Genomic DNA, 19,302 nt, shown 5'->3' on the forward strand with positions numbered 1-19,302 from the left:
CTTTTCCATGCACCGCCACGCCAAAGCCGTATTCAGAGCATTCTTCAGCACAGTCCTGAGGATCCTCTCCGGTAATGGACTCGACTGGTTTCCGATTCGGCATGAACTCCGCAGCTACTCACGCGACAAGCTCCAGCACGATTCCCGGGCATCCATCAATGTCGCCATCCTCTGCCTCTCACAAGGTATTGCCTTTGCCGCCATTGCGGACCTGCCAATCTATTACGGCATCCTCTGCGCCTCCTTTGCACCCATCGTCGCGCCCTTTTTCTCTCACTCACGCCACACCATCCTCGGCCCGACCAATGCCACGGCGTTTATGGTTTTCAGCTTTTTTGCCGCATCCCACGGCACCCTGGACAAGGACCCGGTAAGCTACATGCCCTTGCTGATTTGCATGGTGGGCGTGCTTTCGGTGATCGGAGCCCTCCTTAAAGTGGCCGACCTCCTGCAATACGTCAGTCGCAGTGTGCTCGTCGGCTACATCACGGGGGCCGCCCTATTAATCCTGACCAACCAAACACGCCACCTGCTCGGCATCGCCACCCCCATGGCGGAAGGCACCGTCCCCAAAACCTTTTTTGCCATCATTGAAAAAACCATTCAATGCGCCGACAGTATCAATTGGCAACCGGTAAGCATCGGGGCCGCCACCCTTTTGCTCTACTTCATCCTGCAAAAAAAAGCTCCCAAGCTTCCCAATTTCGCTATCAGCCTGACCCTCTCGTCCATCATCGCTTACGCCCTGCGACACAACACCGAAGCTTTCGCCGACCTCCGGACCTTCGACCCGCTACACGTCAATCACCTCAAAATCACGATCCCCAACGTCAACTCCGGCGACGTCTCAGCCCTACTCGGCATCGCCTTTGCCATCGCCTTCCTCGCCTCCCTCGAAAACACCGTGATGAGCAAATCCATCGCCAGCAAGTCCGGCGACCGCCCCAATACCAATCAGGACATGCTCTCCCTCGGTATGACCAATATTGCCACCTCTCTGGTTGCCCCCATGGCTGCCTCAGGCTCACTCACCCGCTCCGCCCTGAACTACGAATCCGGAGCCATGACCCGCTTCGCCTCCATCTTCACGGGCCTACTCGGCCTCGCAGGCTTCTTCATCCTATTACAAGTCCCGCTTGTCGAAAACATCCCCAAATCCTCCCTCGCCGCCCTGGTCATCGCCATCGCCATCTCCTTGATCAATAAGAAAAGCATCCGGATCTGTCTGCGTTCCACGCGGGACGACGCCATCGTCATCATCACCACCCTTTGCGCCACCCTGCTACTCCCACGTCTCGACTACGCCATCTTCATCGGCGTCGGCGTCTCACTTTGCCTCTTCCTGCGTAAAGCCTCTGTCCCCCACCTGATCGAGTATGAGCTAACCGATGCCGGGCACCTCCTCGAACTCGGAGAAAAACGCAAACGTCCGATTCCGGCGATCTCCATCGTCCACGTCGAGGGCGATCTCTTCTTTGGAGCCGCCGACCTATTCCGCACCCAGGTCCAACGAACCACGGCCGACCCCAACCTCAAGGTCATTATCCTCCGACTCAAAAATGCACGTCACCTCGATGCGACCAGCGTGCTCGCCCTCGAGGACCTGATCAAAGACACCCGCAAGAAAGGTGTGCATATTCTCATCTCCGGAGCCACCCGGGAAGTCTACACCATCCTCAAACAATCCGGGGTTCTCAAAACCCTACAAAAAGGATGCAACCGCAAGGCTGGAGAAACCAACCTCTTCATGTACTTCCAACCCAACCCCAACATCTCCACCCGTGACGCCCTGATCCGCGCCCAGGAATTACTCGGCACCAAACAAGCCGACATCAAGATCTTCTACGACCCCAACAAGGAGCCACAAAACTAACAGACATCATCGGCTTTTCAAAGTCTCTCTGGGTAGCTCTGAAAATGTTAGCCTGTAGTCTTTGGCAAATTGCCCCATATGCCAGAAACCCCAGACATTGGCGACATCCACCACTCTGGCAGCGTCAGGGTCGGCCATACGAAGTGCCTTCCGAACCTGGTTCATTCTGTATGACTGCAAGTAGGACTTAGGGGTCACTCCGAACTTATCTTGAAACGCATACTGAAGAGTTCGCTCGCTGACAGCGGCCATCTGAGACAATTGCCGGATTGAAATCGGCATATGCGCATATTCCTCAATGACCTCCCGGGCTTTCTTCAAAGCCCTGGTCCTCACGCGAGGTTCAGGTTTTGGAGCATCATGACCTTCCGACGTAAGAATAGCACGAATCAGCTCTCCAGCAATTCCCTCTTCAAGCACGTTGTCATATCCGCCTTGATCAAAGGCATCTGAACACTCGCCCACATGTTGCAAAACTCCAAACGCCATCTGACGCAACCTCAGGCAGCAGTCAGGCCGCAGACTTATCACTTCATGATCATGCAGCCGACGCATCAAACGCTCGGCACCGTGGAATTCAACCAGCTCCTGCCATCTATCTGAATTCAAGGAATACGTCATGATATCAAAGGATTCGTTTGATACCGATTTCAAGTCACGCCCATCAGGAAACACCAGTAAATCGTTTCCTCCTACATCCTGACGTCTCCAGTTCATGTGAAGTTGACGATTCACCGGAATCACAAAGGTCTTCATTCCTGGCGGAGACTCCCCTTGTTGCTCCAGCTTACGATTAAAAACCGCACGTCCGAGCAGAACTTCCGAATGACCACACTGCTGCAAGGCACCAGTAAAACCACCTCGATCCAACTGCATAAAATCCAGATTCCAGGCAATCGCAGATTCTGCAAAAGCGTCAAAATCATCATAGGCAGACTGCTGAAAAAAACGTCCGACATCCAAATTCATCTCTGCTTCGTTTTTTGCGGATTTTTGATGTTTTTTCATTTTATGAGGCATTATAATTCAAAATCAAACCTATCGAAAATAAAGAATAGGGATCGAGGGTAACCTGATCTGATGATCAGGAACCCTAATCAATCAACTCAAAAAATCGACACCATTTTTCACTTTCCACCACTGCATTAATGCGATAATCATTACCAACTATGAAAAACTGTCTCCTATCTACAAGCCTCGCCACCTTAACCCTGGCCACCCTAACTCCCTCAGCCCTCGCCAAAGACAATGCCCTGCTGGGCAACGGCACAGGAGATAGCGTCCAGACAGACACCGGAGCTGCACCCGACCTTTCGAAACAACTGGCCAACCCACTGGCCGCCCTGATCAGCATGCCGATCCAGGCCAACTATGATGACGGCTTCGGATTCGACGGCGAAGGTGAGCGCTGGCTGATCAACGTCCAACCCGTCATCCCATTCAAGCTGAACGACGAATGGAACATCATCTCACGAACCATCGTACCGATCATCGACCAAAGCAATTACACCGATTCCCGATTCAACGAATCCGGGCTGGGAGACGTGCTCCAATCCGTCTGGTTTTCACCCGCAGACCCCAACTCCCGTGGGTGGATCTGGGGCCTCGGTGGAGCCTTTCTCTTTCCCACCGCCAGCGACGAGTTCCTCGGTGCCGAAAAATGGGGTGCAGGCCCAACCTTTGTCGCACTCAAACAAACCGGCCCATGGACCTTTGGAGCCCTGTCCAACCACATCTGGTCCTACGCAGGAGATGATGACCGGGGTGAAGTCAACGCCACCTTTATCCAACCCTTTTGTGCCTATATCACCCCAACCAAAACCACCTTCACCATCAACTCCGAATCCACCTTCGATTGGACCGACAGCCAGTGGAATATTCCGATCAATTTCATGGTCGCCCAGATGCTCAAAATCGGTGACCAACCATTCCAAGTCCAAGCCGGCGCCCGTTACTGGGCCGCGTCTCCTCACGATGATCAGGAGGGAGAATGGGGACTGCGCCTCGCCGTCACCCTACTCTTCCCCAAAGGATAATTCTGACATACCTCACACTGCCATTTGACAAACAACGTATCCACGTCCAGCTATAGCGATCGCTCTTATTCACGCAAACCGCAATCAATATTGAGCGATTTTTCCATCAACATCTATCATGTACTAATCCCACGTTCTAATCCTAAACATAAAACAATGAGACACTACAAACACAACACACTAGCCAAACTGGCGGCCCCCGCGCTGGCAGTGGCACTGACAGGGTCAGCATCAGCAGCCACATCCGCCAAGCTGATTCATGATGCCGAACAAAACCTCCTCCAAGAGCAATTCGGAGAAAAATGGGCAAAACAAGACGGCGAGCTACAGAAAAGACTCGACGCACTCTATAAAAAACACGGGAAACGCCCGAACATCGTCCACATCATGTGGGATGATAACAGTTTTGGTGAAGTCGGAATCAAAGCCTTCAATAAAATCCGTGGTTTTGACACCCCTGTTCTCAACAAGATGGGAGACGAAGGCATCACCTTCACCCGAATGTACACAGAGCCATCCTGCACCCCAACCCGTGCTGCCGCGCTTACAGGTCGTCTCGCTGTTCGCAGCGGCATGTACACCGTCGCCTTCCCACCTGAAGGTTCCGGACTCCCTGGTGAAGAAGTCACCATTGCGGAAGTCCTCTCAGCCGCTGGTTATAACACCGCGTTTTTCGCCAAAGCTCACCAGGGAGACATCGAGGAAAGCTACATGCACAACCAAGGATTCGACGAAGCTCAATTCTCCCTCTACAACCAGTTCCCACCCATTTTTTGGCACGCAGATGGAGAAGCGGGAATGATGACCAATGGTTACACTCCGGAAATGACTGAAAAAAACTACCTCGTTGACAGCACATGGCGCCCTTACGGCTACATCATGGATATTGAAGGTAAAAAAGGTGGAAAAGCTCGCGAAACTCTCCCGCCAACACTCGATGCAACACTTGAGAACTACCGTAAACTGATAGATATGCATCAAGAGAAAGCGGTGGATTTCATCAAGCGCAAAGCCAAAGACAAGAATCCATTTTACCTTGCCTACTGGCCTAACGTCTATGACCTCAACAGAAGGGGACAGGAAATAACAACCAGCAACAGCTCCCCATTTGCTCAAAACATAGAGCGACTGGACCGCCACATCGGTGAGATCCTTGCAGAACTTGAAAAACAAGGAATCGCCGAAAATACACTTGTGATTGCCATGGCGGACAATGGACCTATGACCGAAGTCGTGGGTGCCATGTATCAAAACGTCTTCAATGGCGGTAAAGGCGATTACCGTGAAGGTGGTATCCGCGTTGCTGCGTTTGCCCAGTGGAAAGGTGTTATCGAGCCAGGAACTGTCGTTGGTGACATATTCGCTGTGCACGATCTCTACACCACCTTTGCCCGTCTTGGCAATGCCATGGAGCACATTCCTACTGACCGTATCATCGACGGAATCGACCAGACAGCGGTCTTCCTCGAAGGAGACGGACAGAGCCGCCGTGACTACTACCATGTTTACACGGGTCCCGTTCACGCCGCCTCCATCAAACAGCAGTATAAGCGCGTCTGGATTGGTGGACGTCCTGGATTGGTTAAGAATGATTTCTACAACCTCTATCAAGATCCACGCGAAATGCGCGGAATGATGGCTCAAATGCTTTGGGCATGGGGACCATTTGATATGGTCAAGAAACGTCATGACGCCATGAACAAAAAATACCCGTTCACTCCAACCCGTCACGGAGTTCCTTTCACAGGAATCGAGAACCTTCGTCCTGAAAGCAAAGTTTACCAAGAGACTGTTCGTAAAACGATGAACACTGGCAAATAAGCCAAAACACTTCCCTCTCACGGGGTCACGGACTTACCGTGGCCCCGTTTTTTTCTCACCCACTAACCAACCCATCACCATGAACCGACGCAAAGCCCTTTCCATTATCGCCCAGTCCTCGGCCGCAGCCTCTTCAATAGGCTTGACCCAACAGTCTCTGGCAGCAGACAAGCCAAACCCAGCCAAGAAACCGATCACCATTGCCGGCTACAAATTAGATCGCACGCTCAGACTCACGGATGGAAGCGTTGCGGTCAAAGGGTTCGAGCATATCTTCGAAGAAGCGGCCATCGGAGACGCCAACACCCATGTTTTCAGCGGCCCCGCAACCCGCGAGGTGACAGAAATTGGGCTGCACCCATTTATGTTGGCCTATGCCAATGAAAATTTTCGTAAGTATAGCCTACTGCCCATTTTTCCCATCCGGGTTTTCCGTCATAAGAGTATTTTCATCCGCACTGATCGAGGCATCACCAAGCCGGAAGACCTCAAAGGTCGACGTATCGGCACCCCGGGATTCTCATCCACGTCCCTGACCTGGATCCGCGGTATTCTTCAGCATGAATACGGTGTCAAACCCACAGATGTCGAGTGGGTCGTCTCCGCAAAAGATTCCTCGGCAGATTCTGCAGGCAAACTATCAAAACAAGAGAGTGTCGTGCCCACGGGCCTGTCCGTCAGCACCGGAACGGCAGGCAAGGATGAATCCCAGTTACTCGTCGACGGCGAGGTCGACGCCCTCTTCCACGCCGCAGAGCCGAAGGCCTTCATCGAAGGAAACCCCATCGTTGGCCGACTCTTCCCGGATTTCCGTAGCACGGAACAGGCCTACTATAAAAAGACCGGTATCTTCCCGATCATGCACGCCGTCGCCATCCACAACGATGTTGCCAAACAGTTCCCTGAACTGCCCATGGCTCTGTGCCACGCCTATTCCGAGGCAAAAAACAAGGCACTGGCACACATCGTCAAAATGGCCTGGGCCGACATCTCACTCCCGTGGGTAGCCAAGGATGTCGAAGAAACCAGAAAACTGATGGGAGACAATTTCTGGCCCTACGGCATCGAGCCGAACCGAAAAACGCTCAACGCCCTGTTCCAATATTCTCACGAGCAAGGGCTTGCTAAAAAACAACTCACCATTGAGGAGCTTTTCCACCCGTCGACGCTCGAGTTTTTAGAATCCTAACTCTACTTACGATGTATAAAACAGCTCTCATTTTGGCCGCCGTCCTGCTCCCCCTAACCGGATGCAACAAAAAACAAGAAACAGGCGACACAGCTTCCGTTCAAAAAGAATCACCCCCCCGCCATATCCCACTCGACGGCCAGTCCAACTTTCGCGATATCGGCGGCTACCAAACATCGGATGGTCAGGTCGTTAAATCCGGCCTGATTTACCGATCCGGCGAACTCCCCAAACTCAGTGATAGCGATGTTCAAAAACTGGCCGACCTCAACATCAATTCCGTTGTCAGTTTTCTCACCACCAATGAAATCAAATCCAGAGGCGAAGACAAACTACCCGATGGCGTTGAACGTCTCTACTTCCCTATCGATGTGGATATGGGAGAAGGCACCTCCATCGACGGATTAATCACAGCGCGGAAAACTGGAGACTTCTCCCAGATTCCGGCAGAAATCAACCCTGACATCCACCGTATTCTCATCAACAGTGCCAGAGCGCCCTACAGCAAACTATTACGCCACCTGATCAACTCAGAGCAAGCAACGGTCTACCACTGCTCACATGGCGTTCACCGCACTGGCACCGCAACCGCTATCATCCTCTCCGCACTCGGAGTTCCCTGGGAAACCGTGCGTAAAGACTACCTACTCTCAAATACCTACCGAAAAGAAGAGATCAACAAACGCACGGAACAACTCAAACAACTCCATGCAAAAAACACCGGCGTCAGCCCGGAGGAAGTGGATATGGCCAACATCAATGCCTTCTACATCCTGGAAGGGTCATATATCGATGCCTCTCTCAAAGAAGCGGTCAAGGAGTTCGGCTCCATGGAAAACTACATCCGCGAAGGGTTGGGGATCAGTGACGAAGAAGTAGCCAAGCTTCGCCGCAACCTACTGGAAAGCTCACCATAACCTTTCCCCCATCGGTAGGGCGGCATGGCCTCATGACGCCGCCACATTTCGCCCTCTCCACCTTTCACCCATGAAAGCTCTACTTCCAGCAACAACCATCGTCCTGCTCTACCCTCTCACCCATGCATCCGAAAGTGAGCTCATCCCGGACATCACCCGTCCTGAAGTTGCACTTCAGGAATCCACCGAAACTCTGGCTGAGATGTCGCTCGCCGATGTCGACCAGAAGCTCAACAACCCGCTTACCAGCCTCTGGTCTCTCACCCTGCAGGAAAACTACACCATTCTCAAAGGCGATAACATCGACGGCACCACACAATCCAACAACCTCTTTTTTCAACCTGCGTTTCCTCTCCCTCTCGGAGAAGATATGACCTTCATCGCCCGACCGGTCTTTCCGCTTGTCACCAGTCCCATCCTCCGGAGTGACGGCAGCACCAAAAGCCACACCAGCGGTTTGGGCGACATTCAAATGTTCGCCCTCATCGGACCAGACAAATCAGAGGGGCTCACCTGGGGGCTCGGAGGCACCTTCATTTTCCCCACTGCTAACAACGATTTGCTTGGTTCGGGAAAATGGCAGGCGGGCCCCGCAGCCATGGTTCTCAATCTCGGCGAAAAATGGACCACCGGCTTCGTCCTGCAGCACTGGTGGTCCTTTGCCGGCGACAACGACCGCCCCTCCCAAAACCATACCGATTTCCAGTACATCATGCGGCGCAAGCTCCCGGGAGCGATGTCCATCGGTATGGGACCTACCGTATCCATCGACTGGAATGCGGATAGCGGCAACCAAATCACCTTACCCATCGGCCTCGGCATCACCAAAACCGTCCGCATTGGCAAACTCCCGGTCAAACTCAGGTTCGAGCCCCAGTATTCCCTGATCAAGCCGGATGATGTCGGCTCCCACTGGAATTTTCGCCTGCAAATTACCCCGGTCATCCCCTCACCTTTCAAGCGCTAAGGTAAAATCGGCTCCCGTTTACAGGGCTCCTACATTAGGGAGATTTGAGGTGATGCCTGCGGCGCTGACAGGATTCACATGATTAAAGAGGATTTACAGGATTTTTTTAGAAGTAAGCGCTAGATTTTGGGCAAACCTTGATCTTTGAAAATTAAAAATCCTGACAATCCTGTCAACGCCGCAGGCTGTTAGTCCCGAGCGCCCTGCTCCCGTTTAAGAACGGGTAAGCTTGGCATCTTACATCTACAAGCTCATCCAACGGATACCATTTCCTGCCATTCATACACTTGTTTATCGATTCTGATTCACTCATGCAACCCAAAGGTCTAACCATGGGTTTAACACACTGCACGATCATGAAAGCTCGAATCATCAACTACGTCCTCTACGCCTTGGGAATCTTCATTGCCGGCACAGGGTTCATCCTTGAATGGAAAATGCCTCACGGCTCGGCAGGCCGGGAAGCCAGCCTCTGGGCGATGGCTAAAGGCACGTGGAAAGACATCCACCTTTGGACCGGAATCGCCTTCACGGCGCTGACCCTCTGGCATCTCTACGACCACCGCAAGTGGCTGATGAATGTCGCTTGTAAAAAAAGCTCGGGGAAAATGCTTGCCGGGCTACTCATCCCTCTCGCCGTTGTCGTGGCCATCGCTGCCAGCCCCATAGGCAAACTCCCCAGCGGTCACGGTGGCTGCCAAAGCGGTGGTTGTGGCTCATGCTCAAGTAAAGACTCGTGCTCGGACAGCAAATCCTCCTGTTCATCCGGTGCTTGTTCCTCAGGTTCATGCAAGGACAAAAAAGGGAACGGCAAATGCTCCGACAAAAAAGAAGGCGGAGCTTGTTCCTCCGGCAAATGTGGTTCCGAACACAAAACCGGCGATACCGAGGCCAAAGAGCTTCAGGAAACGATCGACACTTGCCCGATCACCGGCAAAAGCAGCCCTCAAAGCTAAGCCCTGACTACATTCGGCCCGTTTCTTTCACGTCTCCTCCCCTGTCATACGACCACGAATTGCATTGACCTCTGCGCTGGATACTCTACACCATGCGCCTTCCAAAAGGTCAATCCTATGAGCCAGAACACCATCATTTACACCAAAACGGACGAGGCCCCTGCCCTCGCCACCTATTCCTTTTTGCCCATCGTCCAGGCATTCACCCAGTCATCTGGTATCGATGTCGTCACCAAGGACATCTCACTCGCAGGACGTATCCTCGCCAATTTCCCTGAAAACCTGAGCGACGACCAACGAATTCCCGATGCGTTGGCGGAACTCGGCGAACTGGCCAAAACTCCCGAGGCCAACATCATCAAACTGCCAAACATCTCAGCCTCAGTGCCACAGATGGAAGCCGCCATTGCGGAACTTCAGGCCAAAGGCTACAACATCCCCGACTACGCCGACGCCGAAGAGCGCTACGCCAAAGTCAAAGGCTCAGCGGTCAACCCCGTGCTGCGCGAAGGAAACTCCGATCGGCGCGCCCCGAAAGCCGTCAAGGAATATGCCAAAGCCAACCCTCACCGCATGGGTGCATGGTCCGCGGACTCCCAGACCGATGTCGCGACCATGGAATCCGGAGATTTTCGTTCCAACGAAAAGTCCGTCACGGTAGAGCAAACCACGGAAGTCAAGATTGTACACACCGCTGCAGACGGAACCGAAACCGTCCTCAAGGAAAGCACTCCCTTGCTGGCCGACGAAATTTTGGATGCCACGGTGATGAGTAAAAAAGCGCTGCTTGCCTTCCTTGAACAACAAGTCGCTGTGGCCAAAGAAAAAGGCATCCTGTTTTCACTGCACATGAAGGCCACCATGATGAAGGTTTCCGACCCCATCATTTTCGGTCACGCCGTTGAAGTGTTTTTCAAAGAGCTGATCGAAAAACACAGCGAGGTGCTCGACTCTCTTGGCGTCGATTTCACCAATGGTTTCGGCGACCTGGTCAACAAACTCGCATCCCTTCCCGCTGAGCAACAAGCGGCTATCGAAGCCGACCTCCAAGCGGTCTATGCATCCCAGCCCGATCTAGCCATGGTCGATTCCGACAAAGGCATCACCAACCTGCATGTGCCGTCCGATGTCATCATTGACGCCTCCATGCCTGCCATGATCCGAACCTCTGGACAAATGTGGGATGCCGAAGGTAAAACCCAGGACGCTCTGGCAGTCATCCCTGACTCATCCTACGCCGGCGTCTATCAGGCGACCATCGACTTCTGCAAGAAAAACGGAGCCTTCGACCCCACCACAATGGGTACGGTCCCCAACGTCGGCCTGATGGCTCAAAAAGCCGAAGAATACGGGTCGCACGACAAAACCTTCCAAATTCCTGCAGATGGAACGGTCCGCGTCCTCAATGCCAGTGGCGAGACCTTGATCGAACATCAGGTCGAGACGGGTGACATCTGGCGCGCCTGCCAAACCAAAGACGCTCCGATCCAAGACTGGGTCAAACTCGCCGTCACCCGTGCCCGCGCCACCAACACCCCTGCCGTATTCTGGCTCGACGAATCCCGCGGCCACGATGCCGAGCTGATTGCCAAGGTTGGCCAGTACCTCGGGGACCACGACACCGACGGTTTGGAAATCCTTATCATGTCCCCGGTGGAAGCCACCGCCTACACCCTCGAGCGACTGAAAAAGGGAGAAGACACCATCTCCGTCACCGGCAACGTCCTGCGCGATTACCTCACCGATTTGTTCCCAATTCTCGAAGTCGGAACTTCTGCCAAGATGCTCTCCATCGTTCCCCTGATGAATGGTGGCGGTTTGTTTGAAACCGGGGCTGGAGGATCCGCCCCCAAACACGTCCAGCAGTTCACCGCAGAAAACCACCTCCGCTGGGACTCTCTCGGTGAGTTTCTTGCCCTCGCCGTTTCTTTCGAGCATCTCTCGAATACAACCGGCAACAGCAAGGCCCAAGTGCTCGGCACCACCTTGGATGATGCTACGTCCAAGCTGCTGCTCAACAACAAAGCACCATCACGTAAAGTCGGCGAACTCGACAACCGTGGATCCCACTTCTACCTGGCACTTTACTGGGCCCAGGAACTGGCGGGACAATCAGATGATGCCGAACTTGCAGCTAGCTTTGCTCCGGTGGCACAAACACTCAGCGACAACGAAGAAGCCATCGTCAAGGAACTCAACGACGCCCAAGGCTGCACGGTCGACATGGGTGGTTACTACAGCCCTGATGATTCTCTCAGCAGCGCCGCCATGCGTCCGAGTGAAACATTCAACAACATCCTGGCAAGTTTGTAAGCACGAGCGACAAATTCCTTCTCTCCATGCCCTCTGGTGTGTCACCAACACCCGGAGGGCATTTTCTTTGGAGTGCGGCGGCTTGACGCCGCTTTTTTGTTCGGGCAAGGGTATCAAAATATCCCCTCAAACGAGCCCAACCCCGACCACGCGCTTCAAGCCACGCTATCCACAAAGCGCTGTCGAGCCAGCGCACTCCACACTACCTACTCGCTCCATAAACATCATAGTCATCCTCTACCTTGACTCGATCACAAGGAAACGATTTTACAGTGCTCTGAAATGCTGGCCCCGCCATTTGAGAAAACCAACGAGCCGAACACCAAGGGTATTGATCAGCGACCTGCACAAGCCCATGCTTGACAGGGTTTTCTATGACATAGTGTAAGCGTGCATAATACGATTTTTGATAGGTCAAGTGAGTCTCTCGAAAATTGTGCCAAACCTTCCTGCCTGGCTCTTGATCCAAACAATTCACCTCTCTTGCTGTATGTGTGTGTAAATGACTCAGCATACGGGCCAGATTAGCGCCCCCACCACCCGGGGATGCTGCTATAAAATGATAGTGGTTGGAAAACACCGCCCACGCCTGAAGGCCCCAGCCGTAATCACAAGCCAGATCAAGTAAAGAAGAATGAAGCATTCGCAATCGATCAGGCCCTCTAAAGAAGTGCGATTTATGATATGTTCCTGCCGTCACCATATATACTCCCGACTCACGTGTAAAATGAGGAGGGGCATGTGGCCAACTAATACCATTTGATCAGTTAAATTGGCTGAATGGCACTGAAGGTTTTTTGATTTTAACTAGGCGCAAGGAAGGCGCATAGCGGGCTATGCAACTGACGCGCAACAACGGTAAAATCTAAAAGATTCAGTGCCCCCTTGCCATTCAGCTTGCTGACTGATTCATCATCTTAAACTCAAACCATTCTGCCAATTTAACTGGGAGAATGGTATAGCCTTACTAGACATAACAAAACCACATCTAGCAGAAACAAACTAACAAACAAAGAACATTACTTCTTTTCATTCAGACACGGATCAGGCAATCCACAAAGCGCTGTCAAGCCAGCGCACTCCATAAGCTAGCCACGCCGGCGATGGCACGAGAACCAGACAACCACCTTACCCGAAGGTTGCACGAAGCCCCATATGCGTATTGCACAAGTATCTATTGTCGGTTGTATTGCTTGAGCAATGGCAAGATGCTTTTGGACTGCGGCGGCTTGACGCCGCTTTTTTTTCGTTTTCGGAGACAGCCACACCGGATACCACAATTCCATTGAATGCCATCTTATCGTTTCTGGCCAAACACAGGGCGCGCATTTTTCTCGATCTCTGTATCCAACTCGATCATCCGCTTTTGCATCGTTGCCACCTTTTCAGGGAATGTCTCTGCCACATTCACCTGCTCTCCAAGATCCTTGGACAGATTATACAGCATCACTTGTTTTCTTGGTGGTTGGGCCTTCCCCTTGACTTTCTTCGCCCGCACTTCTTTCACTAACAATTTCCAAGCCCCTTGCCGAATCCCCTCCAGCTTTCCATTTGAACTGTAATGCAGAAACTCACTGCGGGGGGATGGTTTCTGCTCAAGAAAGACGCCTGAGAGGTCGAGCCCATCAATGGGGGCTTTGGCTTTCAATGGATACCCAGACAAGTTTGCCAGGGTTGGCAACAAATCGATACTACTGGTCAAGGCATCTGAACGAGAGCCTGCAGGAACACGCCCCGGCCCCCAGATGATACACGGCACACGCTGTCCGCCTTCAAAGGTTGTCCCTTTACCACTACGCAGTGGTCCGGCACTGCCACCGTGATGTTTGTACGATAACCACGGTCCGTTATCACTGGTAAAAATAATGTATGTCTCTTTTTCCAAACCGAGATCCTTCACGGTTTGAATCAAACGCCCACACTCAGCATCAATATGTTCGATCACGCATCGGTAGGCGTGTTTCGGGTCCGGGTCGAGTACATCATCCGGAACATAGAGTGGGATATGAGGCATGCTATGTGGAAGATAGAGGAAAAACGGCCGGTCCTTGTTTGTTGTAATAAAGCGGATCGCCTCATCGGTATAACGTCGGGTTATCGTTCGCTGATTAACCGGAAGCTCGATGATTTTCTCATCCTTCATCAGCGGGGTATTCCAGAGCTTCGAAAAATGATCCTGACGGCGCCAACTCTCATCCTGATTCATGCGTGGTTTTTTCTTATTATCCGGATGACTCATGTCATTGGAATAAGGAATACCAAAATAGGAATCAAACCCTTGAGCTGTCGGTAGCGTCTCCGGCATATGACCTAGGTGCCATTTCCCGACACAAGCGGTTGCGTATCCGTTCGCTTTCAAATGATCTGCCAAGGTCAGTTCATCCGGATGAAGCCCATAACGGTGGAAGGGAAAGACAACATGCCGATGCATACCTACACGTTTTGGGTAGCAGCCCGTCAACAAGCCGGCACGAGATGGAGAACAGACCGGCGAAGGAACATGGAAGTCGGTTAGTTTCATGCCCTCGATTGCCAACTGGTCAAGATGAGGTGTCTTGATACTGGTTGAACCATAACAGCCGAGATCACCATAACCTTGATCATCCGTAAAAATAATAATCACATTGGGGTCCCGTGCATTCGATGAGCACACCAACATCCCGAATATCAAACAGCTCAGCAGTCGTTTCATAGTATAGCCGATACGTTGGCGTTTCATGCTGAGTTTCACCTCATCTGAGACTTTCTTCAGCAGAACCCAGAATCTGAAACTGCGATGAGCGAAGCCGTCCTCATTTCAGACTCAGCATCACTTCGCCCACACGTGTCAGGCCACGCAATCCATCAAGCGCTGTCGAGCCAGCGCACTCCAAAAAAAACCCGGCAGCGCCTATGAGGGCGTGCCGGGTTGAAAAGTAATGAAGCAAAGCCGTTAAGCACTCACTTCCTCGGAAGGAGGTGTGTCGTCTTCACCTGCCTGATCGACCGTCGGGGTGATCGGAAGATCCTCTGGCGTTTCCGTGCCTTCGCCATCAACGAGGTCTTTTTCCTCTGGCTCCGGTTGGATGGGCTCGGGTTCTTCGACCGTAAACTCGATCTGGGTGTCGCGGTGCTGGTGGAAGCCAGTTCCGGCAGGAATGAGGTGACCCATGATCACGTTTTCCTTGAAGCCACGGAGGTGGTCCACACGACCCACGGTAGAGGCGTCGGTCAGCACACGGGTGGTGTCCTGGAACGATGCGGCGGAGATAAACGACTCAGTCTCAAGTGATGCCTTGGTGATACCAAGCAACACAGGCTCTGACTCGGCTGGCGCGCCACCCTGGGCGAGCACATCCTCGTTGGCCTTCTTGAAGGTGACTCGGTCCACCTGGTCACCCCAGAGGAATTCAGTATCGCCGGGTTCGGTGATCTTCACCTTGCGCAGCATCTGACGAATCACGATCTCGATGTGTTTATCGTTAATTTCCACACCCTGCAGACGGTAAACCCGCTGCACTTCATCCGTGAGGTGTTCCTGAAGAGCCTGGGCACCACATGCCTCGAGCAAGTCATCCGGGGAAACCGGACCTTCGGTAATTTGATCACCGCGCTGGAGGATGTCGCCTTCACCCACAATGATGTGTTTACCCATCGGGACGAGGTGATCGGCGTGTTCGCCGGTTTCCATATCCGTGACAATCACCTTCTTCTTACCACGCACGTTCGGTCCATAAGAGACTTCACCCGTGATCTTGGCAATGGTGCAGGCATCCTTCGGACGACGGGCTTCAAAGAGCTCGGCAATCCGTGGAAGACCACCGGTGATGTCACCGGTCTTGGCAATCTTACGCGGTGTCCGGGCAAGTTGGGCACCTCCCTTGACCTTGGATCCCTCCTTAACGGAAAGGTGGGCCCCAACTGGAATGGAGTAACTGGCCAACACATCGGAGGTCTTCGGATCAACGATCACAATCTGCGGGTGCAGATCTTCCTTGTGCTCGGTAACCAACATACCTTTTTTACCGGTTTGTTTGTCGGTCTCCGACTGAATGGTAATGCCCTTGATCATATCGCGGAATTCGATCTTACCGGCTTTCTCGGTAAGAATCGGCACGTTGTATGGATCCCAGGTCACAAAGGCAGTGCCTTTCTTCACCTGCTCACCATCAGGGATGGTGATAACGGATCCGATCACAAGGTTGTAGGACTCAAGCTCGAGACCGTTCTTATCGCGGATCAGGATGGAGCCCTTCTTGTTCAGAGCAACAAAGTTACCATCAGCGTCCTTCACTGCACGCACGTCCTTGTAAACAACGGTTCCGCTGTGCTTAGCCTTGATAATCGGCTGCTTGAAGGAGGATGAAGCCACACCACCAACGTGGAATGTCCGCATGGTCAGCTGGGTTCCTGGCTCACCGATCGACTGAGCGGCAATAATACCGACAGCCTCACCGATCTTGGCAACCTTACCTGTGGCAAGGTTCAAGCCGTAACACTTTTGACAGCATCCGCGGTCAGCTTCACAAGTCAGGGCCGAACGGATCTTCAAACGCTCAACACCGAGGTCTTCAATCTTGTTCGCTTCCTTCTCACCAATGATTTGACCGACGGCAACGATCACTTCCCCACTTACTGGGTCGGTGACTTTCTCACCGGAAACACGGCCGAGGATACGGGAAGACAGCGAAGCTGCTTCCTCGTCGTTCTCAATGATCGGAGTGGCGGTGATCGTGTTGACCGTTCCGCAGTCTTCTTCAAAGACGATCACGTCCTGGGAGACATCGACCAGCTTACGGGTCATGTACCCGGAGTCAGCCGTCTTCAGAGCGGTATCGGCCAATCCCTTACGGGCACCGTGGGTGGAAATGAAGTATTCCAGCACCGACAGACCTTCACGGAAGTTTGAAGTAATCGGACGTTCGATAATGTCACCGGACGGCTTGGCCATCAGACCTCGCATTCCCGAAAGCTGCTTAATCTGCTGCTTGTTACCCCGGGCGCCGGAGTCAACCATCAGGAAGAGCGGGTTAGCGCGGACATCACCTGCATTGTGCTCCAACTTACGGTAGAGCGCATCGGCGATGTTATCGGATGCGTGGGTCCAAATGTCGATCACCTGCTGGTAGCGCTCGTTATCGGTGATCACACCGTTACGGTACTGCTTGGTGACTTTTTCCACCTCGGCGTAGGCATTTTTGAGTTCCTGCTTCTTCTCCTCGGGGATATCCATGTCAATGATACCAATCGAGATACCGGAGCGGGATGCCTCCTTGAATCCGAGTGTCTTGAGATCGTCAAGCACCTGAACGGTTGTGGTCTGCCCTGCCACCTGGTGACAGCGACGGATAATCTCACCAATCTGGCCTTTACCGACGTTGAAGTTCACAAAACCAAGACCTGATGGCCAGATTTCATTGAATCGGACACGACCAGGAGTGGTCTCGATGATCTTCTTCTCATTGTCACCGAAGAACTTACCTTCGCTGCCGTAGTCCGGGTTGCGGAGACGGATCCAGTCGTGGTAATTCACCTTGCGGGATGCAATGGCAAACTCAACCTCGGTTGTGCTCTCGAACAAGGGAAGGTGCACGTCCTTACGGTCCTCAAGTTCCTTGGCAGTCAACTGACGTGCGTAGGTGAGGTAGTAGGTTCCCAGAATGATATCCTGGGATGGCACCGTAATGGGCTTACCACTGGCTGGAGAGAACAAGTTGTTCGGGGCCAACATCAGCTGACGAGCTTCCATCTGAGCTTCCACGGAAAGTGGAACGTGCACAGCCATCTGGTCACCGTCAAAGTCGGCGTTGAAGGCGGTACAAACGAGCGGGTGAACACGGATCGCAGAACCTTCGATAAGAACAGGCTCGAATGCCTGGATCGAAAGACGGTGCAAGGTGGGGGCACGGTTCAGAAGAACCGGATGTCCCTTAATCACTTCTTCAAGGATATCCCAGACTTCGGTGGTTTTGCGGTCAATCATCTTCTTGGCGCTCCGGACAGTGTGGCAGTAGCCAAGGTCCTTAAGGCGACGGATGATGAAGGGCTCAAACAAGGTAAGCGCCATCTTCTTGGGAAGACCACACTGGCCGAGCTTCAGGTCAGGTCCAACCACAATCACAGAACGGCCGGAATAATCGACGCGCTTACCGAGCAGGTTCTGACGGAAACGTCCACCCTTACCCTTGAGCATGTCGGACAGAGACTTCAGCGCGCGGTTACCAGCACCAGTTACGGCACGACCGTGACGACCATTGTCAAACAAGGCGTCCACAGCTTCCTGCAACATCCGCTTCTCGTTCCGGATAATCACGTCCGGGGTCTTGAGCTTGAGCAGGTTCTTGAGTCGGTTGTTCCGGTTGATCACACGACGGTAGAGGTCGTTGAGGTCGGATGTGGCAAAGCGACCACCTTCGAGCGGCACCAGCGGACGCAGGTCCGGTGGGATCACAGGTAGCACATTCATGATCATCCACTCGGGACGGGAATGCGACTGCGAGAATCCGCGGGCCAGCTTAATCCGCTTGGCGAGCTTCTTCTTGGTTTGCTTCGAGCGGGTGTTGAGGATTTCCTCCTCCAATTGCACGGTCAGTTCATCCAGCTTCACTTGGGAAAGCAATGACTGGAGGGCTTCGGCGCCCATCTCGGCTTTGAAGTTTCCTTCACCGTAGGCATCTTCCGCGTCATAGAGGTCGTTTTCGCTCAGCAGCTGACCGAGTTGGAGCTCGGACGATCCGATATCGGTAACAACGTAGTCTTCGTAGTAAATGATACGCTCGAGTTGACGGGCGGCGAGATCAAGGATCAGGCCGATCCGGCTGGGCATACACTTGTAGAACCAGATGTGGGAAACCGGCACGGCCAGTTCGATGTGGCCCATACGCTCGCGACGAACACGGGAAAGAGTCACCTCCACACCGCAGCGGTCACAGACGACGCCTTTATGTTTGATGCGCTTGTATTTTCCGCAAGCACACTCCCAGTCCCGGGTGGGTCCGAAAATTCGCTCACAGAACAGACCTCCTTTTTCAGGTTTAAAGGTCCGGTAGTTGATGGTTTCAGGGTTGAGCACCTCACCGCTGGACCAGCTCCGGATGGTTTCCGGTGCTGCTACAGTAATGGCGACATGATCAAACTGTTCGGGCTTATCATTGACCCCGAAGAGTTCACGCAGGTTAGTTTCAACGCTCATGAGAAATAAGTTATCAGTTAATTGTTATTAGTTAATTGGTCGCGCCGCTTTGGGGAGCG

11 protein-coding genes are annotated in these 19,302 nt (G+C 52.9%); 8 read left to right on the plus strand and 3 right to left on the minus strand.

Translation table 11 applies throughout. The features are described from left to right. Nucleotides 1-7: 7 nt before the first annotated feature. A complete protein-coding gene (locus HW115_RS12730) occupies nucleotides 8-1,873 on the plus strand; it encodes a SulP family inorganic anion transporter (protein ID WP_178933253.1) in 1,866 nt (621 codons plus the stop codon). A gap of 6 nt (nucleotides 1,874-1,879) precedes the next feature. On the opposite strand, the gene HW115_RS12735 is transcribed toward HW115_RS12730, so the two are convergent. Further along, the gene (locus HW115_RS12735) at nucleotides 1,880-2,881 is read right to left on the minus strand and encodes a helix-turn-helix domain-containing protein (protein ID WP_178933254.1); all 1,002 of its coding nucleotides are present in this window, start codon (nucleotides 2,879-2,881) and stop codon (nucleotides 1,880-1,882) included. A 161-nt stretch (nucleotides 2,882-3,042) separates the two neighbouring features. Here HW115_RS12735 and HW115_RS12740 point away from each other — a divergent pair, with 161 nt between their 5' ends. The 7 genes from HW115_RS12740 to HW115_RS12770 all read left to right on the plus strand — a co-directional run bounded on the left by HW115_RS12740 (nucleotide 3,043) and on the right by HW115_RS12770 (nucleotide 12,072). Beyond that, nucleotides 3,043-3,909: a transporter gene (locus HW115_RS12740; RefSeq protein WP_227021478.1), complete on the plus strand. Its 867-nt coding sequence runs from the start codon at nucleotides 3,043-3,045 to the stop codon at nucleotides 3,907-3,909. A gap of 156 nt (nucleotides 3,910-4,065) precedes the next feature. Continuing rightward, nucleotides 4,066-5,730 (plus strand): sulfatase-like hydrolase/transferase, encoded by a 1,665-nt coding sequence (locus HW115_RS12745; protein WP_178933255.1) that lies wholly within the window; start codon nucleotides 4,066-4,068, stop codon nucleotides 5,728-5,730. A gap of 79 nt (nucleotides 5,731-5,809) precedes the next feature. Continuing rightward, nucleotides 5,810-6,919: an ABC transporter substrate-binding protein gene (locus HW115_RS12750; RefSeq protein WP_178933256.1), complete on the plus strand. Its 1,110-nt coding sequence runs from the start codon at nucleotides 5,810-5,812 to the stop codon at nucleotides 6,917-6,919. A gap of 11 nt (nucleotides 6,920-6,930) precedes the next feature. Further along, complete coding sequence (locus HW115_RS12755; protein ID WP_178933257.1) at nucleotides 6,931-7,836, plus strand: tyrosine-protein phosphatase; 906 nt, start codon at nucleotides 6,931-6,933, stop codon at nucleotides 7,834-7,836. A 70-nt stretch (nucleotides 7,837-7,906) separates the two neighbouring features. Continuing rightward, nucleotides 7,907-8,803 (plus strand): transporter, encoded by an 897-nt coding sequence (locus HW115_RS12760; protein ID WP_178933258.1) that lies wholly within the window; start codon nucleotides 7,907-7,909, stop codon nucleotides 8,801-8,803. 356 nt (nucleotides 8,804-9,159) lie between these two features. After that, entirely contained in the window at nucleotides 9,160-9,759 is a 600-nt protein-coding gene (locus tag HW115_RS12765; protein WP_178933259.1) for a DUF4405 domain-containing protein, read from the plus strand. A gap of 117 nt (nucleotides 9,760-9,876) precedes the next feature. Then, the gene (locus tag HW115_RS12770; protein ID WP_178933260.1) at nucleotides 9,877-12,072 is read left to right on the plus strand and encodes an NADP-dependent isocitrate dehydrogenase; all 2,196 of its coding nucleotides are present in this window, start codon (nucleotides 9,877-9,879) and stop codon (nucleotides 12,070-12,072) included. 1,297 nt (nucleotides 12,073-13,369) lie between these two features. On the opposite strand, the gene HW115_RS12775 is transcribed toward HW115_RS12770, so the two are convergent. Further along, the gene (locus HW115_RS12775) at nucleotides 13,370-14,731 is read right to left on the minus strand and encodes a sulfatase family protein (RefSeq protein ID WP_343219703.1); all 1,362 of its coding nucleotides are present in this window, start codon (nucleotides 14,729-14,731) and stop codon (nucleotides 13,370-13,372) included. A gap of 273 nt (nucleotides 14,732-15,004) precedes the next feature. Beyond that, nucleotides 15,005-19,243: a DNA-directed RNA polymerase subunit beta' gene (gene rpoC / locus HW115_RS12780; protein WP_178933261.1), complete on the minus strand. Its 4,239-nt coding sequence runs from the start codon at nucleotides 19,241-19,243 to the stop codon at nucleotides 15,005-15,007. Nucleotides 19,244-19,302 lie beyond the last annotated feature (59 nt).

This window comes from Oceaniferula marina, from assembly GCF_013391475.1.
Lineage (GTDB): Bacteria > Verrucomicrobiota > Verrucomicrobiia > Verrucomicrobiales > Akkermansiaceae > Oceaniferula > Oceaniferula marina.